At 68.9% G+C, this 22,624-nt stretch carries 19 protein-coding genes; 13 read left to right on the forward strand and 6 right to left on the reverse strand.

Annotation, left to right across the window (positions count from 1 at the left end; all coding sequences use genetic code 11):
• Positions 1 to 432: 432 nt before the first annotated feature.
• Complete coding sequence (locus tag PSQ40_RS03360; protein ID WP_273948848.1) at positions 433 to 1,626, forward strand: MFS transporter; 1,194 nt, start codon at positions 433 to 435, stop codon at positions 1,624 to 1,626.
• Between the two features lie 215 nt (positions 1,627 to 1,841).
• On the opposite strand, the gene PSQ40_RS03365 is transcribed toward PSQ40_RS03360, so the two are convergent.
• Complete coding sequence (locus PSQ40_RS03365) at positions 1,842 to 2,144, reverse strand: DUF4148 domain-containing protein (protein ID WP_273948849.1); 303 nt, start codon at positions 2,142 to 2,144, stop codon at positions 1,842 to 1,844.
• 288 nt (positions 2,145 to 2,432) lie between these two features.
• On the opposite strand from PSQ40_RS03365, the gene PSQ40_RS03370 reads away from it, so the two are divergent.
• The gene (locus PSQ40_RS03370; RefSeq protein WP_273948850.1) at positions 2,433 to 3,998 is read left to right on the forward strand and encodes a class I adenylate-forming enzyme family protein; all 1,566 of its coding nucleotides are present in this window, start codon (positions 2,433 to 2,435) and stop codon (positions 3,996 to 3,998) included.
• On the opposite strand, the gene PSQ40_RS03375 is transcribed toward PSQ40_RS03370, so the two are convergent.
• The 3 genes from PSQ40_RS03375 to PSQ40_RS03385 all read right to left on the reverse strand — a co-directional run bounded on the left by PSQ40_RS03375 (position 3,977) and on the right by PSQ40_RS03385 (position 7,207).
• Entirely contained in the window at positions 3,977 to 5,764 is a 1,788-nt protein-coding gene (locus PSQ40_RS03375; protein WP_273948851.1) for a SulP family inorganic anion transporter, read from the reverse strand. The genes PSQ40_RS03370 and PSQ40_RS03375 overlap by 22 nt on opposite strands.
• A gap of 324 nt (positions 5,765 to 6,088) precedes the next feature.
• Positions 6,089 to 6,655: a lipid-binding SYLF domain-containing protein gene (locus PSQ40_RS03380; protein ID WP_273948852.1), complete on the reverse strand. Its 567-nt coding sequence runs from the start codon at positions 6,653 to 6,655 to the stop codon at positions 6,089 to 6,091.
• A gap of 285 nt (positions 6,656 to 6,940) precedes the next feature.
• Positions 6,941 to 7,207, reverse strand: coding sequence for a cupin domain-containing protein (locus tag PSQ40_RS03385; RefSeq protein WP_273948853.1), 267 nt, complete (start codon positions 7,205 to 7,207; stop codon positions 6,941 to 6,943).
• A 188-nt stretch (positions 7,208 to 7,395) separates the two neighbouring features.
• On the opposite strand from PSQ40_RS03385, the gene PSQ40_RS03390 reads away from it, so the two are divergent.
• Positions 7,396 to 7,755 carry a DUF6172 family protein gene (locus PSQ40_RS03390; RefSeq protein WP_273948854.1) on the forward strand — a complete coding sequence of 120 codons (360 nt, stop codon included), beginning with the start codon at positions 7,396 to 7,398 and terminating at the stop codon, positions 7,753 to 7,755.
• The gene (locus PSQ40_RS03395) at positions 7,752 to 8,168 is read left to right on the forward strand and encodes a hypothetical protein (protein ID WP_273948855.1); all 417 of its coding nucleotides are present in this window, start codon (positions 7,752 to 7,754) and stop codon (positions 8,166 to 8,168) included. The genes PSQ40_RS03390 and PSQ40_RS03395 overlap by 4 nt, the downstream gene beginning before the upstream one ends.
• A 26-nt stretch (positions 8,169 to 8,194) precedes the next feature.
• On the opposite strand, the gene PSQ40_RS03400 is transcribed toward PSQ40_RS03395, so the two are convergent.
• Both PSQ40_RS03400 and PSQ40_RS03405 read right to left on the reverse strand, forming a co-directional pair.
• Positions 8,195 to 9,436 (reverse strand): patatin-like phospholipase family protein, encoded by a 1,242-nt coding sequence (locus PSQ40_RS03400; RefSeq protein ID WP_273948856.1) that lies wholly within the window; start codon positions 9,434 to 9,436, stop codon positions 8,195 to 8,197.
• A gap of 110 nt (positions 9,437 to 9,546) precedes the next feature.
• The gene (locus PSQ40_RS03405; protein WP_273948857.1) at positions 9,547 to 10,434 is read right to left on the reverse strand and encodes a LysR family transcriptional regulator; all 888 of its coding nucleotides are present in this window, start codon (positions 10,432 to 10,434) and stop codon (positions 9,547 to 9,549) included.
• 148 nt (positions 10,435 to 10,582) lie between these two features.
• Between PSQ40_RS03405 and PSQ40_RS03410 the strand changes: the two genes are divergently transcribed.
• From PSQ40_RS03410 to PSQ40_RS03450, 9 genes are all read left to right on the forward strand, one after another.
• Entirely contained in the window at positions 10,583 to 12,727 is a 2,145-nt protein-coding gene (locus PSQ40_RS03410) for a 3-hydroxyacyl-CoA dehydrogenase NAD-binding domain-containing protein (RefSeq protein ID WP_273948859.1), read from the forward strand.
• Positions 12,728 to 12,751: 24 nt separating this feature from the next.
• Positions 12,752 to 13,933, forward strand: coding sequence for an acetyl-CoA C-acyltransferase (locus PSQ40_RS03415; protein WP_273948860.1), 1,182 nt, complete (start codon positions 12,752 to 12,754; stop codon positions 13,931 to 13,933).
• Between the two features lie 13 nt (positions 13,934 to 13,946).
• Positions 13,947 to 15,143, forward strand: a complete 1,197-nt coding sequence (locus tag PSQ40_RS03420; protein WP_273948862.1) for an acyl-CoA dehydrogenase family protein — start codon at positions 13,947 to 13,949, stop codon at positions 15,141 to 15,143.
• A 12-nt stretch (positions 15,144 to 15,155) separates the two neighbouring features.
• Complete coding sequence (locus tag PSQ40_RS03425) at positions 15,156 to 16,289, forward strand: acyl-CoA dehydrogenase family protein (RefSeq protein ID WP_273948863.1); 1,134 nt, start codon at positions 15,156 to 15,158, stop codon at positions 16,287 to 16,289.
• 14 nt (positions 16,290 to 16,303) lie between these two features.
• The gene (locus PSQ40_RS03430) at positions 16,304 to 17,104 is read left to right on the forward strand and encodes an oxepin-CoA hydrolase, alternative type (RefSeq protein WP_273948864.1); all 801 of its coding nucleotides are present in this window, start codon (positions 16,304 to 16,306) and stop codon (positions 17,102 to 17,104) included.
• 37 nt (positions 17,105 to 17,141) lie between these two features.
• A complete protein-coding gene (locus PSQ40_RS03435; RefSeq protein ID WP_273948866.1) occupies positions 17,142 to 18,350 on the forward strand; it encodes a CaiB/BaiF CoA transferase family protein in 1,209 nt (402 codons plus the stop codon).
• 40 nt (positions 18,351 to 18,390) lie between these two features.
• Positions 18,391 to 19,380, forward strand: coding sequence for a Bug family tripartite tricarboxylate transporter substrate binding protein (locus PSQ40_RS03440; RefSeq protein ID WP_273948867.1), 990 nt, complete (start codon positions 18,391 to 18,393; stop codon positions 19,378 to 19,380).
• A 177-nt stretch (positions 19,381 to 19,557) separates the two neighbouring features.
• Positions 19,558 to 21,540: an acyl-CoA synthetase gene (locus tag PSQ40_RS03445; RefSeq protein ID WP_273948868.1), complete on the forward strand. Its 1,983-nt coding sequence runs from the start codon at positions 19,558 to 19,560 to the stop codon at positions 21,538 to 21,540.
• Positions 21,541 to 21,603: 63 nt separating this feature from the next.
• Positions 21,604 to 22,611: a Bug family tripartite tricarboxylate transporter substrate binding protein gene (locus PSQ40_RS03450; RefSeq protein ID WP_273948870.1), complete on the forward strand. Its 1,008-nt coding sequence runs from the start codon at positions 21,604 to 21,606 to the stop codon at positions 22,609 to 22,611.
• The last annotated feature ends 13 nt before the right edge of the window (positions 22,612 to 22,624 follow it).

The raw sequence follows: 22,624 nt of genomic DNA on the forward strand, positions 1-22,624 counted from the left end.
GTTGGCTTCGGCCGTCACTTCGGCGCGGCTGCGTTGCGACACGGCAGCGGGGAATTGGTCGTTGTAGTCGGCTTCGCCAGCAGCAAAGCTGGGGGCGGCGGCGAAGGCGGCGGTGGCGATCAGAGCGGCGGTGATGATGTTGCGGGTCATGGTGAAATTCCTTTCAAGGTTGAAACACATCCAGTCGGTGCAGGCCTCCGTGGCTTGGGCCGTCCTGGTTCGGTGAGTCGTCCTGATTTGTCTTCCGGCTCATCGATGGTGTAACTGTAGGTGTTTACCCCAATCAATAAAACCAGCTGGATAGCAAATCACTGTTTCGCAATTGACAACAAACGGCGCGCAGGTCCGCCGTGGGGGCCAGCAAGCCCGCGCGATGCCGGGCAGAATCGCCGCTGGGCGGCCCCTTGGTCGCCGCTTTTTGAACGGGTCCCCATGAGCTCTTTGCAACTCACCCTGAGGCTGATTGGCCTCGCTGCGTTCGGCAGCATGGCGTCCATGCGCATCTGCGATCCCATGCTGGTGGCCTTGGGGCAGGACTTTCAGGTCAGCACGGGCGAGGCCTCCCGCGTCATCGCCTCGTTCGCGGTGGCTTACGGCACGCTGCAGTTGTTTTATGGTCCGCTGGGCGACCGCTTGGGCAAGGTCCGGGTGATCGTGTTGGCCACCTGTGCCTGTTCCTTGTTCAGTGCCATCACGGCACTGGCGCCGACGCTGGACACCCTGGTGTTGTCGCGTGCCTTCATGGGGGCGTCGGCGGCGGGCATCATTCCGCTGTCCATGGCGTGGATTGGTGACCAGGTCAGCTACGACAAGCGACAGGAAACGTTGGGGCGCTTCATGGGGGCCACCGTCACCGGCATGATGGCCGGGCAGTGGTTTGGCGGTGTCGCGGCCGAGCACCTGGGCTGGCGCTGGGCCTTTGCCGTGCTCGCGGTGATTTTTTTCCTGGCCGCCGTGACGTTGGCGCGCAAGACCGGGGCGCTGCGCCGGGGCTCGGTGCATGGGGGGCAGGGTGGGGCGGTCAGCCTGGCGCAGTCGGTGCGCAACAGCGTGGCCCTGCTGCGCATCCCGCGCGTGCGCTGGGTGCTGGGCGTGACGGCGGTGGAGGGCGCTTTGGCTTTTGGCACCCTGGCCTTTGTGCCCAGTCGCCTGGTGAGTGCCTTTGGCTTCTCGGCGTCGGCCGCGGGGGGCGTGATGATCCTGTACGGGGTCGGTGGCCTGCTTTACAGCCAGTTTGTCAGCCGCTGGCTGCGTTTGTTGGGTGAGCGTGGGCTGGCGTTGACCGGGGGCACCTTGATGGCGGTGGCCCTGGCGGCCTTGGCCTGGGTGCCGGTGGCCGAGGTGGCGGTGGGGGCGTGCTTCCTGGCCGGCCTGGGCTTTTACATGCTGCACAACACCCTGCAGACCCAGGCCACCCAGATGGCTCCCCATGCCCGGGGCAGCGCGGTCACGCTGTTTGCCTGCCTGCTGTTCCTGGGGCAGTCCCTGGGGGTGTTGCTGGTGGCCTGGAGTGTGGACCGGGGCGGCCTGTCGATGGCCTTGGGGGGCGCGGGGCTGGCCTTGCTGGCGTTGGCTGCGTGGGTGTCGCGCCGGGTCGCACCGCGCGCGGCCCCGCAGGTGGCTTGAGCCGCCACAACGGCGTGGCCATGGCATGCGGCCCAGGGCCGGGATCAGGGGCCGTGGCCGCCCGAGTCCTTTCAGTGCGCGGCTTCAGGCGCCAGCGTGCCACGCCCAAGCCAACGACCCGCTCGGGCTCATGCAGCCCGCCGGGTCGTTGGGGTTGGCGCGAGCGTGGCGCCGGGCCAGGGCCTGCGTTGGGCGCCGGGCGTCCAGGGGGGGGCTCAGTAGCTGCTCAGGGCGCGTTCACCTCGGGCGGCGGCGAAAGCGGCTTGGCGCACTTCGTCGCGGCTCAGGGCGGACTTGACCTCGGGCAGCACGCGGGACTTGGCGTCCACCGACACGGTGCCGTCGCGGGCGGCTTGGTAGGCTTCGGCCTGCACTTCAGCGCGGCTGCGCTGGGCGGTGACCGGCACGAATTGGTTCTGGTACTCGCTCAGGCCGTCGGCCAGGCTGGGGGTGCTGACAAAGGCCGCGGCGGCGGCGGCGGTGGTGACCAGGGCGTAAGCAATCAGGGAGCGGGTCATGGTGAATTCCTTTCAGGTCTGACAAAACGTATCGGGCAGGTCGGGCCGCGGGGGCCTGGCATGTCCAGCCTCGATGAAGCGTTGTGGTGGTGTCGACTCATCGATGGTGTGACTTTAGGTGATCGTTCTGAACAATAAAACCGGCATTGAGGCAAATGAAAATTCCTGAAAAAGAAACAATCCAACGGAACTCCGCCGTGCCGTGCCGCGCTGAGCCCAGTCGCTGCGGTGACAGGTGACAGGCTGGGGGGCGTCCTTATGATTTCGCCACTTTCTTTCGGCCGACCCATGACTGCTCCATCCACACCTGTTCCCAGCGACTTCCACGCCATCCCCGACCGCATCAGAGAGCACGCGCGTGCCGAACCCCAGCGACCCGCCTTGCTGGACGCGCCAGAAGCCGGCGGGCAGCGCATGAGCTACGCTGAACTGGACCAGTTCATGGACCGCGTGGCCGCCAGCCTGCAGCGCGACGGCGTGCAGCCCGGCGAGGCGATTGCGGTCTGCGCCAGCAGTTCGGTGACCTATGCCGCGGTGTTCCTGGGCGCGCTGCGGGCCGGTGTGGTGGTGGCCCCCCTGGCCCCTGGCAGCACCCCGCAGGCCCTGGCGGGCATGTTGGGTGACGCCCAGGCGCGCCTGCTGTTTCTGGATGCCGCGGCGCAGGCCACGGTGGCCGACGCGGGGCAGGGCCGCGTGACCCGCATCGCGCTCGATGGGTCCGACGCCGGCCAGCCCCTGACCGACTGGTTGGCCCCCGCGGGCCACCCGGTGCAGGCCGTGGCCCTGCAGCCGGCCTGGCCCTTCAACATCATCTACTCCTCGGGCACCACGGGCACGCCCAAGGGCATCGTGCAGTCGCACGGCATGCGCGCGGCGCATGTCAACCGGGGGGCGGTGTACGGCTATGGCCCGCGTTCGCTGACCTTGCTGTCCACGCCGCTGTATTCGAACACCACGCTGGTGGTGTTTTTCCCCACGCTGGCCTTTGGTGGCACCGTGCTGCTGATGCCCAAGTTCGATGCGGGTGCCTACCTGCGCCTGGCGCAAGACCACCACATGACCCACACCATGCTGGTGCCGGTGCAGTACCAGCGCCTGATGGCGCACCCGGCTTTTGAGGCCCACGACCTGAGCCACACCGCGGTCAAGTTTTGCACCAGTGCGCCGTTCCATGCCGACCTGAAGGCCGATGTGCTCAAGCGCTGGCCGGGCGGGCTGGTCGAGTTCTACGGCATGACCGAAGGCGGTGGCACCTGCATCCTCGAGGCCCACCTGCACCCCGACAAGCTGCACACCGTGGGCCGACCGGCCGAGACCCACGACATCCGCCTGATTGACGAGCAGGGCGTCGAAGTGGCACCCGGCGAAGCCGGTGAGGTGGTGGGGCATTCGGCCGGCATGATGACCGGCTACCACGGTCAGCCCGAGAAAACGCGCGAGGCCGAGTGGTTTGCGCCCGATGGCAAGCGTTTCATCCGCACCGGCGACATCGGGCGGTTTGACGCCGACGGCTTCCTGACCTTGTTCGACCGCAAGAAGGACATGATCATTTCGGGCGGCTTCAACATCTACCCCAGTGACCTCGAGGCCTTGCTGCGCGAGCACCCCGCGGTGGCCGAAGCGGCGGTGGTGGGGGTGCCATCGGTGGCCTGGGGCGAGACCCCGGTGGCCTTTGTGGTCGCGCGGCCGGGTCAGGCCCTGGCGGCCGACGCACTGCGTGACTGGCTCAATGCCCGCGTGGGCAAAACCCAGCGCCTGAGCGACCTGACCTGGGTTGACGAGTTGCCGCGCAGCGCGATTGGCAAGGTGCTCAAACGCGAACTGCGCGACGCCTACGGGGCCGCGGCCGCCTGAGCCTCCGCAGGGGGCGGGCCCAGCTGGAGGGCGCGCGCTGGCGCCTCCGGTTGGCAGGGCCCGGGTCCGTCGGTGTGCTGCCGCTCAAAGGCGTCGACGGCGCTTTTGACCGAGACAAAGAAGTCCTGCCGGCCGATCTTCTCGATCAGGCCCACGCGGGCCAGTTCACGCAAGAAGGGCCTGGGCGCGTCGGCGACCTTGACGTCCACGCCGTGGTCCAGCAGTTCCTGGTGGAGCTTGGCCAGGCGTTGCGCCGCGGTGATGTCCATCTCGTGGATCGCCTGCGCGTCGATCACCAGCCATTGCACGGGCACGGCGGCGCTGCGGACCAGGCTGCGGATGCGGTTCATGACGTGGCTCGAGTTGGCAAACAGCAGCGGCGCGTACAGCCGATAGATCAGCAGGCCGGGGATGGTCTCCGCGTCATCTTGGTCGGCGCAGTCGTGGAAGCGGCCATCGCGCTTGAGCCGCTTCAGCACCGCATCGTGGGGCCGCGAGATGCCGACCAGCACCGAGATCAGGGACAGCACGACGCCCAGCACGATGCCGGGCACCACCCCGGTCAACAGGATCATCACCGTGACGCCCAGCGCGATCGCAAACTCGATGCGGTCGATGCGGTAGAGGGTGCGCAGCGAGGCCAGCTCCAGCATCCCGAAGGCGGTGACGATCAGGATCGCCCCCAGGGCCACCATGGGCAGCAGGGCGATCAGGCGGGTCAGGAACAGCAGGAACATCAGCAGGCCGCCCGCCAGCACCAGCTGCGCCAGCTGGGTCCGGCCACCAGAAGCGTCCACGATCGAGGTCCTGGATTGGCTGGCCGAGACCGGAAAACCCTGCCAGAGCCCTGCCAGCACGTTGGCCGTGCCCAGCGCCAACAACTCGCGGTTGGGATCGACCTCGTCGCCATGGCGTTCGGCGAAGGTCTGGGCCAGCAAGATGCCGTCCGAGAAGGCCAGAAAGGCGATGGCCAGCGCCGCCGGTGCCAGTGCCGCGACGTCCTGCCAGGTCAGTGCCGGCAGGGTCAGCCTGGGCAGGCCCGATGGCACCTCACCCACCAAGGCGACGCCCTGCGCGCCCAGGTCGAAGCCGTAGGTGATCAGGATGGCCGCCGCGCACAGCGCCAGCGCCCCCGGCACCCGCGGCAGCCACCGACCCAGGGCGAGCAGTCCCGCCACCAGCGCCAACCCCAGGGCCAGGGTGGCCGCGTGGGTCTGGGGCAGCTGGGTCACCACGGCGTGCAGCAGCTCGAAGAACTGCTCGCCCTGGGTTTCAAAGCCGAACATCTTGTCCAATTGGGTGGCGATCAAGATCAGCGAGGCCCCGTTCAGGTAGCCGATCAACACCGGGCGGGACAGCAGGTCTGCGATCACGCCCAGCCGCAGGCGCGACGACAGGATCAGCACCCCGCCGGTCAGCAGGCTCAGCACCGCGGCCAGGGCCGCCAGCCGGGTGGCATCACCGTTGGCCACGGTCAGGATGGCCGAGCCCGCCAGCAGCCCGATGGCGGCGTCTGGCCCGGCGATCACCTGTCGGGCGCTGGAGAACAGCGCATAGCCCACCGCGGCCGCCAGGGCGGCATACAACCCCGTGATGGCCGGCAGGTGGACCAGTTCGGCGTAGGCGATGACCGATGGGATCGAGACGATGCAGGCCGACAGCCCGGCGATCGTGTCCCGACCCAGCCAGGCCACGCGGTAGCCGCGCAAGCTCGCCAGCAGCGGCGAGGCCGACAGCAGTCGCTGGGTGAGGGCAGCCAGGTTCATGGTTCAGTCCTTGCGGGCCCCGGCGGGCGGCCGTGGAAGGGGCCCCCGGCGAGCTGGGAGGGGCCCAGCAGCACGGCCGAGCCATGGCCAGCCGCAGGGTGGGTCTGGGGGACGCCGGGTGGGCGCCACGCGTGGTTGCTCTGGCGACGGGCCCGTTGGCCAAGCCCGGCGGGCGCCGGGGGGGGCAGGCGGACGGCGGGCCGGAGGGGGCCGGTGGGGTGGGCCCGGCGGGCCCCAGGCGGGCATCCCTCGGGGAGGGGCCTCGAGGTTAGATCTCGAGGGTTGGTCTCGAGGGTTGATCTCGAAGGGGCTGGCGTCAGGACCTCAAGGCTGCTTGATGCGCGAGATCTTGGTGCCTTCGAGGCCCAGCGAGGCCATCATGCCGCTCTGGTCGAAGATGTAGGCGTAGACGTCGTCTTTGAGGGTGGTGGTGCTCAGCTTGGAGGCCACACCGGAGTCCACCACCACGATGCTCGGGCCCACACCGAGTTCCCAGCCGTCGCGGCCCTTGAGGGATTCGACGGCCGCATCGGTCATGACGAACAGCACGTAGCCAAAGCTTTGCGCGCCAGCTTGCAGGCCAAACGAGGCACTGACGGAGTTGAAGTAGCCCGCGAACACTTGGTTCTGCAGCAGCACGCCCTCGCCATAAGCACCACCGAAGATCAGCCCGGCCTTGATGATGTTGGGGAACACCAGGGCGGCCTTGGCTTTCTGGGCCAGGGCCTCGGAGCCGGGGCGGGCCTTGTAGAGCGTTTTCAGGGTGAACTGCGCCTGTTTTTGCAGGTCTTCACCAGAGGCCGCGTGGGCGGCGGGGGCCAGCAGGGGGGTGCTGAGCACGGTGGCTGCGCTGAGCATCATGGCGGGGAAGGCGCGTCGTTGGAGTGTCATCGGGGCTCGAGAAAGGAAGAAGGTCATGAGGGATAGCCCCTGAGGAGGCCATCGCGGAGTGGCCCCACGCGGGGGCACAAGACCTAGCTTAGAAGCTCCAATTCCCCAAATGCATCCGGCGGGCCGCCGGTGCAATGCTTCTTACACAGCGCAACGATTTCCAGGCCCTGACCGGGCTGGAGCGGGCGCTGCCGCCCCGCCAGCGGCCCGACAGCGGCCCGGGTCGCTGGCGGGGCGCCGCCCTGCCAGGCGCCTGCAGGGGGCTCGGTGCCGGGCCTCAGGCCCTCACTTGCGGCCGACGCGGTAGCGCACGCCCTGCGGGCCGTAGAACTCCGAGTGCGGCTCGCCATGGGCCAGGTGGAAGATGTCGCCGGTTTGGTAGTGGCGTGTCTCGCCCGCCACCTCGATGCGGATGTCGCCGTCCAAAATCAACGCCCTGGCTTCAAAAGGGTGGGTGTGCGACAGCATCTGGCCGCCCGCTTCACGCTGCACCGTGGACACCTCGGTGAAGCCTTGGCTGGCGAGGTCGCGTTCGAATTCTGCTTCGGTCATGGGGTCTCCTTTCGATGCCGAAAGGGCAGTTTAAAACGCTCGCCGGGGCATCGCTGGGCACGTCGGCCAGCGCCCTGGCCGGGGCGGGGTCTTCGGTCGCGGGCCCGCATCCGCGGCGCAACCCGCATAATCCCGCCCTTGGCTGTCGCAACCCGTGGCGGGCCGGCAGCGGTTTTTGAAGGGCCATTGTGAGAAAAATATTCAGTTTCAAGGCCGAAGGCCGCCACCCGGACCGGGTGCTCGATGCGGTCAAGCATGAGATCCGCAAGTACCTGAAGCGCGAGCGTCGCCGCGTCCTGCCCGAGGGCACCGACTTCTGGGATTTCGATTGCCGTTTCGGCCTTGAAAAAGACAGCGCCGAAGTCGTGCTGCTGTCGACCCTGATCGCGCAGGTGGACGCGGCCGCCAAGGGCGGGGCCGAGCACGCCTACGTCGAGATCCTGGCCCGTGCGGCCCAACGCCCCCCGCGTCCGCCGCGGGTCGAGGGCGAAGGGGCGGAGCCCCGGGCCACCGACGATGACCACCCTGACGAGGACGCCTTGCCATGATCCTGACCGACATCGCCATCCCCCACGAGTACAAAGGCCGCAAGAGCGAGGTGCCGCTGTCCTTCATCGTCCACCCCTTTGCCGAGACCGAAGGCGAGCACGCGGGCAAGTTCGAGGTGATGCTCAGTGGCCGGGGGGCCGGTGAAGACAAGGCCCGTTCGGGCTGGGTCACCCTGGACGAGCTGGCCGAGCTGTACGCGCGCGACCTGATGGTGCGCAAGGGCCTGCGCCTGCGCCTGCGCCCGCTCGAGGACGGTGTCTACCCCGACACCTTCCCCGGCAAGAAAGTGCCGCGCAGTGCCATCCCCAAGGGGTCGTCGTTTGACCTGCGCATCCTGGCGGTGGACCGTGCCAAGCAGGTGTCGCCCGGCGTGCGCGCCCTGATCATCCACCTCGAGACCCCACCCGAGTGAGCGCCAGGCCGCTCGGACCTGGCCCGTCAGGCGGCTGACGCCTGCACGGCGCCTGAAGCCGTGTCGCCCGTGGCCCTCGGCCAGCCGAAAAATTGCGCCACTTCGGCCTGCCGGGCCCGGGCATCGGCCGCGCCCAGGGCCATCAGCTCGCGCGTGAACGGGGCCTCGAACAAGAGGTAGCTGGCCAGCGCCGAGCCCTGCGTCTGCGGCCCGCCCGCGCGCCCCACCCCCACCCCGTGCAGCAAGGTGCGCACCGGCGCGGGCAGGGCGTCCACATGGCGCGCGGCGATGTCGTCCAGCCGCTGGCTGGGCGCGATGACCAGACATTCGACCGGGCGCAACGGCGTCTGCGACAGCGCCGCGGGCGGCAGCAGGGACAGCGTGCGGTTGATGCGCGCGAGGCGCTCCACGTCCACCGCCAGCGCATCCAGAAAGATGCTCGACAGGGCATGGCCCGCGATCTGTGCCAGGCTGGGGTAGCGCCGGTCCGAGGCCCGTGGGGCCGGGGGCTCGTGCATGCGCCCGGCGCCAATCACCAACATGCGTTCGGCGCCCAGGTGGATGGCGGGCGACAGCGGTGCGCTCTGCCGCATCGAACCGTCGCCGTACCAGCCCGCCTGACCCTCGTGCATGATGCTGTGGGCCGGGAACACAAACGGGATCGCGGCCGAGGCCAACAGGTGCTCATGGCCCAGCTGGGTCGGTGCGGCCATGCGCTGCGAGCGCACCCAGGGCCGCAGCGCCTGGGCCGCGCTGTAGAAGGTGACGTGCTCGCCCGTGCTGTAGCTGAAGGCGGTCACGGCCAGGGCCCGCAGGTGGCGGCGCGCCAGCATCTGAGGCAGGCGCTGCATCGGAATCAGCTCGTGCAGCAAGGTCTCCAGCGGGCCGTTGTCCAACAGCGATCGGGGCCGGAACCGACGCCAGCGGGCCAGCGCCCAACCCAGCGACAGCATGGTCAGCCACTGCGCGCCGCTGCGGATCACGCCCAGCGCGTCGGCGCGGTACACACGGTCGGCCTGGAACTCCGACCACACGGCCACCAACTGCTCGATGGCGGTGTCAAAGCGGTCCGCATGGCAGGCCAGCGCGGCGCTGTTGATGGCGCCGGCCGAGGTGCCGACGATGATGTCGAAGGGGTTGCTGCGGGCCTCCTTGGGGCCCAGGGCCTCACGCCGCATCTGCGCAATGGCTTGCAGCACGCCCACCTGGTAGGCGGCGCGCGCACCGCCGCCGCTGAGCACCAAGGCGGTTGGGGGGCTGGTTGGCATGCGGGCTCCTTCCTGGCTTGCCAGGTCCCGCAAGCCGACGAACGGTCTCCAGCATAGCGGCATTTGGCGCGCCGCCACCCTCGGATTGCCCCGGATGCCAGGGGCCGGGCTCAGCCCCGGCTTTTGCCCAGGATGAAGTCGATGCAGGTGCGCACCGCTCGGGTCTGGTGCCGGTTGGGCATGTAGAGCAGGTACATGTGGGTGCCAAAGATGCTGAGGCGGTAGCGGTCCAGCGTGGTCAGCACCTGGCCCGCGGCGATCGCGTCCTGCACCACGTAGTCGGGCACCAGGCCCACGCCCAGGCCGGCCAGGATGGCGTCGCGCAGGAACGGAAAGTGCTCGGAGATCAGCGTGGGCTCGAGCGTGATCTCATCGCGCGTCTCGGCCTGGTAGGCGCGCAGCCGCAGTTGGCGCCCCACCACGCCCGAGGTGATCAGCGGAGCCGTGCGCAGCGCCTCCAGGCTGTCGGGCAGGCCGTGCTGTTCGGCCCAGCCGCGCGAGGCGCAGGCCAGGTAACGCACGCTGCCCAGGTCACGCGCCACCAGCAGCGGCGGTGGTTCGGGCATCACGCGCACCGCAATGTCCACCCCGTCGCGCACCAGGTCGTCCACGCGGTTTTCGAACAGCACGTCGAGCACGATGCCCGGGTACAGGCGCTTGAACTCGATCAGCCACGGCGACATCACCATCTGCCCATAGCCGCTGGGCACGCTCAGGCCGACCCGGCCCTGCAGGCCCTGGCCCAGCGTGGCGATGGTCTCCTGGGCCGCCAGCACCTCGTTGACGATGCTGCGTCCGTGCTCGTACAGGCGCGCGCCCACCTCGGTGGGTTCGACGCGGCGCGTGGTGCGCCGCACCAGTTGCACGCCGACCGATTTTTCGAGCTGGTTGAGGTGGTAGCTCACGTTGGCGCGCGTCATCTTGAGCTTGCGCGCGGCCTGGCTCAGGTTGCCGGCATCGAGGATTTCGACCAGCAAGGTCAGGGAACTGAGGTCCACAGCGGCTTTCCCGTAGGTTGTCAAAAATTATTTGACAGTCTGTCAATCGTTCATGGGATTGTCAAGAAAGCTTATCGCCACAACAATGCTCGCCAGACCTCTGAGGCCGCCCCCCGGGCGGGCTTGACCGACTTTCAGGAGACAAGACATGAGCCAAGCAGTTGCCACGCCCAACGCGGGTGCTGACACGACCCCCCCCGTGACCCAGCGCCGCGAAGGCGCCGTGCTGGTGGTCACCATCAGCAACCCGCCGGTCAACGCCCTGGGCGTGGCCGTGCGCCGGGGGCTGCAGGCCGCCATCGCCGAAGCCGAGGCCGACGCCGCCGTGGCCCTGGTGCTGATCCATGGGGCCGGGCGGGCCTTCATTGCCGGGGCCGACATCCGTGAGTTTGGTCAGCCCCCGCAAGCCCCGGCCCTGCCCGACGTCTGCCGCGCCATCGAGCAATGCAGCAAGCCGGTGGTGGCCGCCATCCACGGCCCGGCGCTCGGCGGGGGGCTCGAAATTGCGCTCTCGGCCCACTACCGCCTGGCCTTGCCGGGCAGCAAGCTCGGCCTGCCCGAAGTGCAACTGGGTCTGTTGCCAGGTTCGGGGGGCACCCAGCGCGCGCCGCGCCTGGCCGGCGTCAAGGCCGCGGTCGAGCTGATGCTCAGTGGTCGCCACATCGGGGCCGAAGAGGCCGCCAAGCTGGGCTTGGTCGACCGCGTGGGCGCTGGCACCGATCCGCTCAGCGCGGGTCTGGCTTACGCCGCCGAGCTGCTGGCGCAGTCGGCCCCGGTGCGCCGCAGCTGCGACGCCCCCGGCCTGGCCGACCGGGCTGCCGCCCAGGCTGAGCTCGATGCGCTGCGGGCCGACACGGCCAAAAAGAGCAAGGGCCTGTTCTCGCCGATGAAGATCATCGAAGCCGTGCAGGCCGCGCTGGAGCTGCCGTTTGACGAAGGCATGAAGCGCGAGCGCGAGCTGTTCTGGCAGTGCATCGACAGCCCGCAACGCGCCGGCCTGATCCACGCCTTCTTTGCCGAGCGCGAAGTGCTCAAGGTGCCTGAAGCCCAGGCCGCCCAGCCGCGTCCCTTTGCCACCCTCGGGGTGGTGGGTGGCGGCACCATGGGCGCGGGCATCGCGGTGTCGGCGCTGGACGCGGGCCTGCCCGTGACCATGGTCGAGCGCGACGCCGAGTCCATCGCGCGCGGTCGAGCCAATGTCGAGAAGGTCTACGACGGCCTGGTCGCCAAGGGCCGCATGACCCCCGAGGCCAAGGCCGCCGTGATGGCGCGCTACACCGGCAGCACCTCGTACGAGGCGCTGGCCCAGGTGGACCTGGTGATCGAGGCGGTGTTCGAGGAGATGGGCGTCAAGAAGGCGGTGTTCGCCGAGCTCGACCGCGTCTGCAAGCCCGGTGCCGTGCTGGCCACCAACACCTCCTACCTCGACATCGACGAGATCGCGGCCAGTGTGTCGCGCCCGCAGGACGTGGTGGGGCTGCATTTCTTCTCGCCGGCCAACATCATGAAGCTGCTCGAGATCGTGGTGCCGGCCCAGGTCAGCGCCGACGTCGTGGCCACCGCGTTTGCGCTGGCCCAGAAGCTCAAGAAGGTGCCGGTGCGCGCCGGGGTCTGCGACGGCTTCATCGGCAACCGCATCCTGGCGGTCTACCGCGCTGCGGCCGACCACATGATGGAAGACGGCGCCTCGCCCTACCAGATCGACCAGGCGCTGCGCGACTTCGGCTACCCCATGGGGCCGTTCCAGGTGTCCGACCTGGCGGGCGGCGACATCGGCTGGGCCACGCGCAAGCGCCGCGCCGCCACGCGCGACCCGAAGGCGCGCTACGTGCAGATTGCCGACCGCATCTGCGAGCGCGGCTGGTTCGGTCAGAAGACCGGCCGCGGCTACTACCTGTACCCGGCCGGTGCCCGCACCGGCGAGATGGACCCCGAAGTGCTGGCCATCGTGGACGCCGAGCGCGAGCGCGCCGGCATCACCCCGCGCGCCTTCAGCAACGACGAGATCCTGCGCCGCTACATGGCCGCCATGGTCAACGAAGGTGCCAACGTGGTGCACCAGGGCATTGCGTTGCGCCCGCTCGATGTGGACGTGACCTTTGTCTACGGCTATGGCTTCCCGCGCTACCGCGGTGGCCCGATGAAGTACGCCGACATGGTCGGTTTGCCGCAGATCCTGGCCGATATCGAGGCCTTTGCCAAAGAGGACCCGCTGTTCTGGAAACCCTCGCCCCTGCTGGTCGAACTGGTGGCCAAGGGCGCCAACTTCGCCTCGCTGAACCAGTCCGAATAACCCATTTTTGAAAAGAGACACCCCATGCGTCAAGCCGTCATTGTTTCCACCGCCCGCACCCCGCTGACCAAGTCGCACCGTGGTGAGTTCAACATCACCCCGGGCCCGACCCTGGCCGCCTTCGCCGTCAAGGCCGCGGTGGAGCGCTCGGGCCTCGACCCGGCCCTGATCGAAGACGCCATCCTGGGCTGCGGCTACCCCGAAGGCATCACCGGCCGCAACATCGCGCGCCAGACCATCATCCGCGCCGGCCTGCCGCTGAGCATCGGCGGCACCACCGTCAACCGCTTCTGCGCCTCGGGCCTGCAAGCCATCGCGATGGCCGCCGGCCGCATCGTCGCTGAAGGCGTGCCCGCCATGATCGCGGGCGGCGTGGAGAGCATCTCGGGCATCAAGACCCGCGACGACGCCCAGCTCACGCTGGACCCGTGGATTGTCGCCAACAAGCCCGACCTGTACCTGTCGATGATCGAAACCGCCGACATCGTGGCCCAGCGCTACGGCATCAGCCGCGAGGCGCAGGACCGCTTCTCGGCCGAGAGCCAGCGCAAGACCGAAGAAGCCCAACTGGCCGGCCGCTACGACGCCGAGATCGTGCCTTGCACCACCACCATGGCCGTGGTCAACAAGGAGACCAAGGAAGTCACGAAGCAAGAGGTGACCGCCACCGCCGACAACTGCAACCGCCGCGGCACCACCTACGAGGCCCTGGCCAAGCTGGCCCCGGTCAATGGCGCGGACAAGTTCGTCACCGCCGGCAACGCTTCGCAGCTGTCGGATGGCGCCTCGGCCTGCGTGATGATGGAAGCCGCCGAGGCCGAGCGCCTGGGCCTGCAACCCCTGGGCGCTTTCCGTGGCCTGGCGATTGCCGGTTGCGAGCCCGACGAGATGGGCATCGGCCCGGTGTTCGCCGTGCCCAAGCTGCTGGCCCGCCACGGCCTGACCGTCGATGACATCGACCTGTGGGAACTCAACGAAGCCTTTGCCTCGCAGTCCATCTACTGCCAGCAAAAGCTGGGCATCCCGGACGAGCGCCTCAACGTCAACGGCGGCGCCATCTCCATCGGCCACCCGTTCGGCATGACCGGTGCCCGCCTGGTGGGCCATGTGCTGCTCGAAGGCCGCCGCCGCCGGGCCAAGTACGCCGTGGTCACCATGTGCATTGCCGGGGGCATGGGTGCCGCCGGCCTGTTTGAAATCTTCTGAGCGAGTAGCCTCCATGGACCTGAATTTCACCCCTGAAGAAGAAGCCTTCCGCGCCGAGGTGCAAGGCTTTCTGCGCGACAAGCTGCCGGCCCGCCTGCGCGACAAGGTCAAGGCCGGTCTGCGCCTGACCCGCGAGGACTCGGTCGAATGGCATGCCTTGCTCAACGAGCGGGGCTGGCTGGCCAACCACTGGCCCACCCAGTACGGTGGCCCGGGCTGGAACGCGGTGCAGAAGTTCATCTTCGAGAACGAGTGCGCCGTCGGCGGTGCGCCGCGCATCGTGCCCTTTGGCGTCAACATGCTGGGCCCGGTGCTCATCAAGTACGGCAGCGAAGCGCAAAAGCAGTACTGGCTGCCGCGCATCCTGAACGGCGACGACTGGTGGTGCCAGGGCTATTCGGAGCCGGGCTCGGGCTCGGACCTGGCCTCGGTCAAGACCACGGCGGTGCGCGACGGTGACCACTACATCGTCAACGGCCAGAAAACCTGGACCACGCTGGGCCACCACGCCAACATGATCTTCTGCCTGGTGCGCACCGACAAGGACGCCAAGCAGCAGTCGGGCATCAGCTTCCTGCTGGTCGACATGAACAGCCCGGGCGTCGAAGTGCGCCCCATCATCACCCTGGACGGCGAGCACGAGGTCAATGAAGTCTTCTTCACCGACGTCAAGGTGCCGGTGGCCAACCTGGTGGGCGAGGAAAACAAGGGCTGGACCTATGCCAAGTACCTGCTGACCTACGAGCGCACCAACATCGCGGGCGTCGGCTTCAGCGTGGCCGCGCTCGAGCGCCTCAAGCGCATCGCCGCCAAGGTGCAGCGCCACGGTCGCCCGCTGCTCGAGGACCCGGGCTTTGCCACCCGCCTGGCCAAGGTCGAGATCGACCTCGAGAACATGAAGACCACCAACCTGCGCGTGATCGCGGCGGTGGCGGGCGGCGGCGCCCCGGGGGCCGAGAGCTCGATGCTCAAGATCCGCGGCACCGAGATCCGCCAGGAACTCACCTCGCTGACCCGCCGCGCCATGGGCCCGTACGCCTTGCCCTTCATCGAAGAGGCCATGTACGAAGGCTACAGCGACGAACCCGTGGGCCCGGCCGAGGCCGCCCAGGCCGCTGCCATCTACTTCAACAACCGCAAGCTGTCGATCTTCGGCGGCTCCAATGAAATCCAGAAGAACATCATCTCCAAGATGATTCTGGGCCTGTGACACGAGGTCGCAATGAACTTTGAACACACCGAAGACCGCCGCATGCTGGCGGACACGCTGAACCGCTTCATCTCCGAGCAGTACCCCTTCGAGGTGCGCAACGCGGTGGCGGGCAGTGCCGAGGGCCTGAGCCCCGCCGTCTGGCAGCAACTGGCCGAGATCGGCGCGCTGGGCGCCTTGTTCCCGGAGTCCGAGGGTGGCTTTGGCGGCGCTGGTTTTGACGTCAGTGTGGTGTTCGAGAGCCTGGGCCGTGGCCTGGTGGTCGAACCCTTCCTGGGCGCCCTGGTCGTGGGCCGTGCCCTGGCCGCCGCGGGCACCCCGGCGCAAAAGCAGGCGCTGGCGGGCCTGATCGACGGTAGCACCGTGGCCGCGCTGGCCCACGATGAACCCGGCAGCCACTACGAGCTGTCCCGCGTGGCCACCCGCGCCACGCGCACCGCCACGGGCTGGCAGCTCGACGGCGCCAAGGCCGTGGTGCTGCAGGCCGAGGCGGCCCAGCTGCTGCTGGTGTCGGCCCGCGTGGCCGGTGACATCGAGGCCGAGGACGGCATCTCGCTGTTCCTGGTGCCCGCGGACGCCGCCGGCGTGCAGCGCCGTGGCTATGGCCGCATCGACGGTGGTCGCGCCGCCGAGCTCACGCTGCAAGGCGTGCAGGTCGGCTCTGACGCGCTGTTGGGCGCCGAAGGGCAGGGCCTGGCGACGCTCGAACTGGCCATCGGCTGGGGCGTGCTGGCGCTGTGCGCCGAGGCCGTGGGCGCGATGGACGTGGCCAAGCAGTACACGCTGGAATACCTGCAGACGCGCAAGCAGTTTGGTGTGCCGATCGGCAGCTTCCAGGCCCTGCAGCACCGCATGGCCGACCTGTTGCTGGAAGTGGAGCAAGCCCGCTCGGCCGTCATCAACGCCGCCGCGGCGATGGACTCCGACCGCGTGACGCGCGAGCGCGCGCTGTCCGCCGCCAAGGTCAGCATTGGCCGCATCGGTGCCCTGGTGGCCGAAGAGGCGGTGCAAATGCACGGCGGCATCGGCATGACCTGGGAACTGCCGCTGGCCCATTACGCCAAGCGACTGGTCATGATCGACCACCAACTCGGCGACGAAGACCACCACCTGCAGCGCTACATCGCGCTGGGTCGCCAGGCCTGAGCCCGGAGCCGACCATGAGCGATCTGCTGCTGCAAGCCCGCGACGGCGCCGTGCTGGTGCTGACCCACAACAACCCCAGCGTGCGCAACGCGCTGTCGCCGGCGTTCTATGCCGAGCTCACCGCGGCCCTCACCGCGGCCGCCCAGGACGACCGTGTGGGCGCCGTGGTGCTGACCGGCGCGGCCGGGCACTTCTGTGCCGGTGGCGACCTGCGTCAGCTGGCCAAGCGCCGCGAGCTGCCCCTGAGCGAACGGCGCCAGCGCCTCGAAGGCCTGCACGACCTGGTGCGCGCCCTGCGCGACTGCCCCAAGCCCGTCATCGCGGCGGTCGAGGGCGCGGCCGCCGGTGCGGGCCTGTCGATCGCGCTGGCCTGCGACCTGCTGGTGGCGGCGCGCAATGCGGTGTTTTCGGTGGCCTATGTCAAGGTCGGTCTGACGCCCGATGGGGGCGCCACCGCCTTCCTGGCCGAGTTCGTTTCGCGCCAGGTGCTGACCGAGCTGTGCCTGACCGGCGAGCGCATTGCGGGCGAGCGCCTGCACGCGCTGGGGGCCGTCAACCGCCTGGCCGAGCCCGGCGAGGCGCTGGCCCAGGCCACGGCCCTGGCGCAGCAGATCGCGTCCGGCCCGCTGCGCGCTAACGCGCGCATCAAGGACCTGTGCCGCAGCGCGCCGCAGGCCCCCCTGGCCGAGCAGCTGGACCGCGAAGCCGAGCACATGGTGCAGGCCCAGGGCGACGCCGAGTCGGCCGAGGGCATTGGCGCCTTTTTGAACAAGCGCACGCCCGACTTTGTCGCGCTGCGCCGCACCGGCGCCTGAGGCGTCGGTCTTTTTGAATTCTGGAGAGACAAGCGAGATGGCTCAACTCAACTCTGGCCTGCCGCTGGCAGGCGTGCGCGTGCTGGACCTGTCGCGTGTGCTGGCCGGGCCGTGGTGCGGCATGGTTCTGGGCGACTTTGGCGCCGAGGTCATCAAGGTCGAACACCCGGGCCGGGGTGACGACACCCGCGACTGGGGCCTGCGCGTGGGCCAGACCGAAACCGCCTACTTCAACAGCGTGAACCGCAACAAGCGTTCGGTCACCGTGGACCTGCAGACCCCCGAAGGCCAGCAGATCGTGCGCGACCTCGCGGCGCAATGCGATGTGGTGATCCAGAACTTCAAGTTCGGCGGGCTCGACAAGCTGGGCCTGGGCTACGAGCAGATCAAGGCCGTCAAGCCCGACATCATTTACTGCTCCATCTCGGGCTACGACCGCAGCGGCCCCGAAGCCGCGCGCCCCGGTTACGACCTGGTGGTGCAAGGCGAGGCGGGCCTGATGGCCCTGAACGGCGAGGCCGACCAGCCGCCGCTGAAGTTTGGCGTCGCGGCGGTCGACATGTTCACCGGCATGTACTCGGCGCAGGCGGTGCTGGCGGCTTTGTTTGAGCGCCAGCGCACTGGCCAGGGCCGCCACATCGAGATGGCCTTGTTCGACTGCGGCTTGATGATCACGGCCTACTATGGCCTCGAAGCCATGCTGATGCAGAAGGACCCGCCGCGCTACGGCAACGCGCACCCGTCCATCGTGCCTTACGGCGTGTTCGACGCGGCCGATGGCCCGGTGGTCATCACGGTGGGCAACAACGCCCAGTTCGAGCGCTTTGCGCGCGAAGTCATCGAGCGCCCCGACATCGCGGACGACGAGCGATTCAAGACCAACCTGGGTCGGGGCTCCAACCGCGACGCCCTGGTGCCCGAGATCCTGCGCGAACTCAAGCGCCGCCCGCGCAAGCTGCTGCTCGAGCGCCTGGCCGCGGCGGGCATCCCCTGCGGCGAGGTGCTGGGCCTGCACGAGGCCCTGACCTCCGAGCGCGCGGTGCGCGGCGGCCTGGTCACCGAACAGCCCCACCCGGTGGCCGGCAGCACCCATGTGCTGGCGCCCCCTTACCGCCTCGACGGCGAGCGCCTGCCGGTGCGGCGCGCCCCGCCGACGCTGGGCGAGGGCACGCGCGAGGTGCTGGGCGACCTGCTGGGCTACACGCCCGAACAGCTGGCGGGGCTCAAGGCCCGCGGCGTGCTTTGAGCCGCCGACACCACGACAACGATTTCCGGAGACACCGTTCATGACTTTTTCCCTCAGCCCGCGGGGCCTGAGCCGCCGCCTCTTGCTGGCCACCCTGGCGTTGGCCAGCTCGGCCGTGCTGGCGCAGAGCTACCCCAGCCGCCCGATCAAGCTGGTCGTGCCCTTCCCACCGGGGGGCCCGACCGACACCGCCTCGCGCATTCTGGGCCAACGCCTGGCCGAGCGACTGAAGCAGCCCGTGGTGGTCGAGAACCGCGCCGGGGCCTCGGGCTCGATTGCCGCCGCCCAGGTCGCCAAGGCGCCGGCCGACGGCTACACGCTCATGATGCTGGCCACGCCCACACTGCTGGCGCCGCACCTCTACAAGAAGGCGGGCTATGACATCGTGAAGGACTTCAGCCCGATCGCGGCGGTCTACGACCTGCCCATCGTGGTGGTGGTCAACCCCGGCGTGCTGCCCGACGTCAGCACCCTGCCGCAGCTGATCGCCAAGGCCAAGGCCCAACCCGGCAAGCTCAACTACACCAGTTCCGGCGCCGGTAGCTTTGGCCACCTGAGCATGGAGTTGCTCAAGCAGATGGGCCAGTTCGACATGCAGCACGTGCCCTACAAGGGCGGCGTGCCCGCCATCACCGATCTGCTGGGGGGCCAGGTGCCCGTGATGTACGCCGACATGGTGGCGGCCTTGCCGCACATCCAGGCTGGCAAGCTGCGTGCGCTGGCCGTGGGCTCGCCCAAGCGGGTCAGCGTGACCCCGGACGTCCCCACCGTGGCAGAGCAGGGCTTCGGCAGTTTCGAGGCCGTGTCCTGGGGCGGTCTGCTGGCCCCGGCAGGCACTCCGAGCGAGGTGGTCAAGCTGCTCAGCGAGCAGGTCAAGGCCGTGCTGGCCGACAAGGACACGCAGGACAAGCTGCTGCAGGCGGGCACCTTCCCGGCCTACCAGTCGCCCGAGCAACTGGCCCAGCGCATCCGCCAGGACGACGCCAAGTGGGGCAAGGTGATCGTGGACAAAGGCATCTCGGTCGACTGACCGGGCCCCCCCGCGCCGGCGCCGATGGCGGCCCGGTGCGGGGTCCCGCAGCGGACAGCGTTTCACCTTTGTTCGCGCTAACTTTGCACCGACGTTCGACCGCCTTTTTTCGGCTCAACCCCTTGCGGGGTGCGATGTGGGCTCCACCGCACGCACACCGGTTTCTGCCCTGACACCATGACTGCTTCTTCAGTGATTGACCCGACCGGGCGCACGGCCCCGAGCGTGCCGCGCCACGCCCCGTTCCGCCAGGCCCTGCGCGTGCACAGCCTGGCCGACATCCGCCGCATTGAGGCACTGGCCCCCCTGGCCCAGGCGCTGCCGGTGCGCAGCACCTACGAGATCATGTGCAACTCGGCGGCCGCGTTTGGCGACAAGACCGCGCTGACTTTCCTGCGCAGCGCCGACCCGGCCGACACCCCCATCCGCTGGAGTTTCCGCCAGCTGCTGGCGGGCATCCACCAGACCGCCAATGCCCTGCACCAGTTGGGCGTGCAGCCTGGCGATGCCGTCGCCGTGCTGCTGCCCGGCTGCCTTGAATACCACCTGGCCCTGTGGGGCGGTGAGGCCGCGGCCATCGTTCAGCCGCTCAACCCCTTGCTCAGTGACGAGAAGCTGGTCGCCCTGATGACGGCGGGCCGTGCCCGCGTGCTGATCGCCTATGGCGCCGAGGCCGACGCCGAGATGTGGTCCAAGGCCCTGCGCATCCGCAGCCAGGTGCCCACGCTGCGCACCGTGTTGCGCGTGGCCCCGCATGACGAGCCTGCCTCGGCGCGGCCCGCGCTGCCCGAGGGCGTGCAGTGCTTCCACAGCGCCCTCGCGGCCCAGCCCGACGACCGCCTGCTGAGCGGGCGCGACATCCAGGCCAGCGACATCGCCGCTTACTTTCACACCGGCGGCACCACGGGCGCGCCCAAGCTGGCCCGCCACAGCCACGGTGCGCAGGTCTTCACGGCCTGGTCCAGCGTGCAGGTGCAGGGCCTGGGGCCCGACGATGTGACCCTCAACGGCTACCCGCTGTTCCACGTCGCGGGCGTGCTGCCGGGCGCCTTGACCGCGCTGTCGGCCGGTGTCGAAACCGTCATCCCGACCACCGCGCTGATGCGCAACCGCGAGGTGATCCGCCACTACTGGAAGCTGGTCCAGACCTACCGCACCACCGTGCTGTCGGCAGTGCCCACGGTACTGGCGGCCCTGGCCAACGTGCCGCTCGACGGTGCCGACATTTCGAGCCTGCGCTACGCGCGCACCGGCGCCGCCCCCTTGCCGCCCGAGCTGTCGGCGCGTTACCAGCAGCTGTTTGGCTTGCAGGTGCATGAGTCGCTGGGCATGACCGAGATGGCAGGCATTTCCACCATCACCCCGCCGGGTGTGGTGGCCCCGGCGGGCTGCGTGGGCTTCCCGCTGCCCTTCGTGCAGTTGCGCATCGTGCGCCTGGACGCCAGTGGCAACGCCAGCGACGAGGACCTGCCCGTGGGGCAGCCCGGCATGATCCTGTTCAAGTCGCCCAACCTGTTCTCAGGCTTTGTCGACCCGGCCGACAACGCCCGTGCTTTCACCGCCGACGGCTGGCTGGCCACGGGGGACCTGGGCTTTGTCGACGAGCAGGGGCGCCTGCACATCTCGGGGCGTTCCAAGGACCTGATCATCCGCAGCGGCCACAACATCGACCCCAAGGTCATCGAGGACGCGGTGGCCGCCCACCCCGCGGTGCAACTCAGCGCCGCGGTGGGCGCCCCCGACGCCTACGCGGGCGAACTGCCGGTGCTGTTCGTCACCCTGGCCCCGGGCCAACAGGCGAGCGTGCAGGAGTTGCTGGAATTCACGGCCCAGCGGGTTGACGAAGCCCCCGCGCGACCGCGCCACCTGACCATCCTCGACAGCATGCCCATGACCAATGTGGGCAAGATCTTCAAGCCCGACCTGCGCGTGCTGGCCACCCGGGCCGTGATCGCCGAACTGGCCGAGGCGCAGGCCCGCGAGGCGGGCCTGGCCAGCACGCCCGCCCTCGAGGTGCAGGTGCAGGGCGAGCGCTATGGCGTGGCCCCGGCCACCGAAGCGCCGCTGCCCGAGGCCTTCTGCCAGGGCCTGGCCCAGGCGCTGGCGCGGCTGCCCGTCAAGGCGCAGTGGCAGGGCCCGCTGACGCCGGCCACCGCTTGAGCCCGCGACCCGATTGATTTTTTGTTCGTGAAACCAATAGGCAAAGCCACAGGAGACAAGACCATGACCCAAGCCCCCACCCGCCGCCAATGGCTGAGCCAGGCCAGCGCCGCTGCCCTGGCCCTGGCCGGCCCCAGCGCGTTTGCCCAAAGTGCGTCGGCCAGCGCCTGGCCCAACAAGGCCGTCAAGCTGATCGTGCCCTTCAACGCGGGCGGCGCCACCGACATCTCGGCGCGCGTGATCGCCGAGAAGCTCTCCACCCGCCTCGGCCAGCCCGTGCTGGTGGACAACCGGGGCGGCGCGGCAGGCATCCTGGGCACCGACGCGGTGGCCAAGTCCGCGCCGGACGGCTACACCTTTGTGTTGTCGCTGAGCACCTCGCTGCTGATCAACCAGTTCCTGTACACCAAGATGCCGTACAACCCGCAGCGCGACCTGGCCCTGGTGTCCCAGATCGCCGACGCGCCCACGGTGCTGGTGGTCAACGCCAACGTGCCGGTCAGCACCGGCCCCGAGTTGATGGCCTACATCAGCAAGAACAAGGGCAAGCTGTCCTACGGCTCCTGGGGCGTGGGCTCGCAGGCGCACCTGGTGGGCGCCCAGATCAGCCAGACCCTGGACGCCGACATGTCGCACGTCGCTTACAAGGGCGAAGCCCCCATGTTGCAGGACCTGATCGGCGGCCAGATCCAGATTGCCATTGCCAGCGCTTTGGGGGCCAAACCGCACATTGACTCTGGCAAAATCAAAGCGCTTGGCGTGACGGGGGAGCAGCGCATGACGGTGTTGCCTCAGGTTCCCACCTTGCCTGAACAAGGTCTGAAAGACGAAGTCTTCCGCACCACGGGCTGGGTGGCCATCGCTGCACCGGCCAAAACCCCGGTGGAAGTGGTTCAACGCATGTCGGCGGAAGTGCGTGCTGTGTGTGCCCTGCCCGAGGTCCGTGAGCGCTTTGCGGCCATGGGCTTCACCACCGTGGGCAGCACGCCCGAACAGTTTGCTGCGTTCTATAAACGTGAATACCCGGTCTGGGAGCGCCTGGTGAAAGCCTCGGGCGCCCAGCTCGATTGAGTCCCTGATTTGA

Source organism: Curvibacter cyanobacteriorum, assembly GCF_028649475.1.
GTDB lineage: Bacteria > Pseudomonadota > Gammaproteobacteria > Burkholderiales > Burkholderiaceae_C > Curvibacter > Curvibacter cyanobacteriorum.

Excerpts from the sequence above, each read along its gene's own strand:
- PSQ40_RS03360 (WP_273948848.1), top strand. The coding sequence starts at position 433 with ATGAGCTCTTTGCAACTCACCCTGAGGCTGATTGGCCTCGCTGCGTTC.
- PSQ40_RS03365 (WP_273948849.1), bottom strand. The coding sequence starts at position 2,144 with ATGACCCGCTCCCTGATTGCTTACGCCCTGGTCACCACCGCCGCCGCC.
- PSQ40_RS03370 (WP_273948850.1), top strand. The coding sequence starts at position 2,433 with ATGACTGCTCCATCCACACCTGTTCCCAGCGACTTCCACGCCATCCCC.
- PSQ40_RS03375 (WP_273948851.1), bottom strand. The coding sequence starts at position 5,764 with ATGAACCTGGCTGCCCTCACCCAGCGACTGCTGTCGGCCTCGCCGCTG.
- PSQ40_RS03380 (WP_273948852.1), bottom strand. The coding sequence starts at position 6,655 with ATGACACTCCAACGACGCGCCTTCCCCGCCATGATGCTCAGCGCAGCC.
- PSQ40_RS03385 (WP_273948853.1), bottom strand. The coding sequence starts at position 7,207 with ATGACCGAAGCAGAATTCGAACGCGACCTCGCCAGCCAAGGCTTCACC.
- PSQ40_RS03395 (WP_273948855.1), top strand. The coding sequence starts at position 7,752 with ATGATCCTGACCGACATCGCCATCCCCCACGAGTACAAAGGCCGCAAG.
- PSQ40_RS03400 (WP_273948856.1), bottom strand. The coding sequence starts at position 9,436 with ATGCCAACCAGCCCCCCAACCGCCTTGGTGCTCAGCGGCGGCGGTGCG.
- PSQ40_RS03410 (WP_273948859.1), top strand. The coding sequence starts at position 10,583 with ATGAGCCAAGCAGTTGCCACGCCCAACGCGGGTGCTGACACGACCCCC.
- PSQ40_RS03415 (WP_273948860.1), top strand. The coding sequence starts at position 12,752 with ATGCGTCAAGCCGTCATTGTTTCCACCGCCCGCACCCCGCTGACCAAG.
- PSQ40_RS03420 (WP_273948862.1), top strand. The coding sequence starts at position 13,947 with ATGGACCTGAATTTCACCCCTGAAGAAGAAGCCTTCCGCGCCGAGGTG.
- PSQ40_RS03425 (WP_273948863.1), top strand. The coding sequence starts at position 15,156 with ATGAACTTTGAACACACCGAAGACCGCCGCATGCTGGCGGACACGCTG.
- PSQ40_RS03430 (WP_273948864.1), top strand. The coding sequence starts at position 16,304 with ATGAGCGATCTGCTGCTGCAAGCCCGCGACGGCGCCGTGCTGGTGCTG.
- PSQ40_RS03435 (WP_273948866.1), top strand. The coding sequence starts at position 17,142 with ATGGCTCAACTCAACTCTGGCCTGCCGCTGGCAGGCGTGCGCGTGCTG.
- PSQ40_RS03440 (WP_273948867.1), top strand. The coding sequence starts at position 18,391 with ATGACTTTTTCCCTCAGCCCGCGGGGCCTGAGCCGCCGCCTCTTGCTG.
- PSQ40_RS03445 (WP_273948868.1), top strand. The coding sequence starts at position 19,558 with ATGACTGCTTCTTCAGTGATTGACCCGACCGGGCGCACGGCCCCGAGC.
- PSQ40_RS03450 (WP_273948870.1), top strand. The coding sequence starts at position 21,604 with ATGACCCAAGCCCCCACCCGCCGCCAATGGCTGAGCCAGGCCAGCGCC.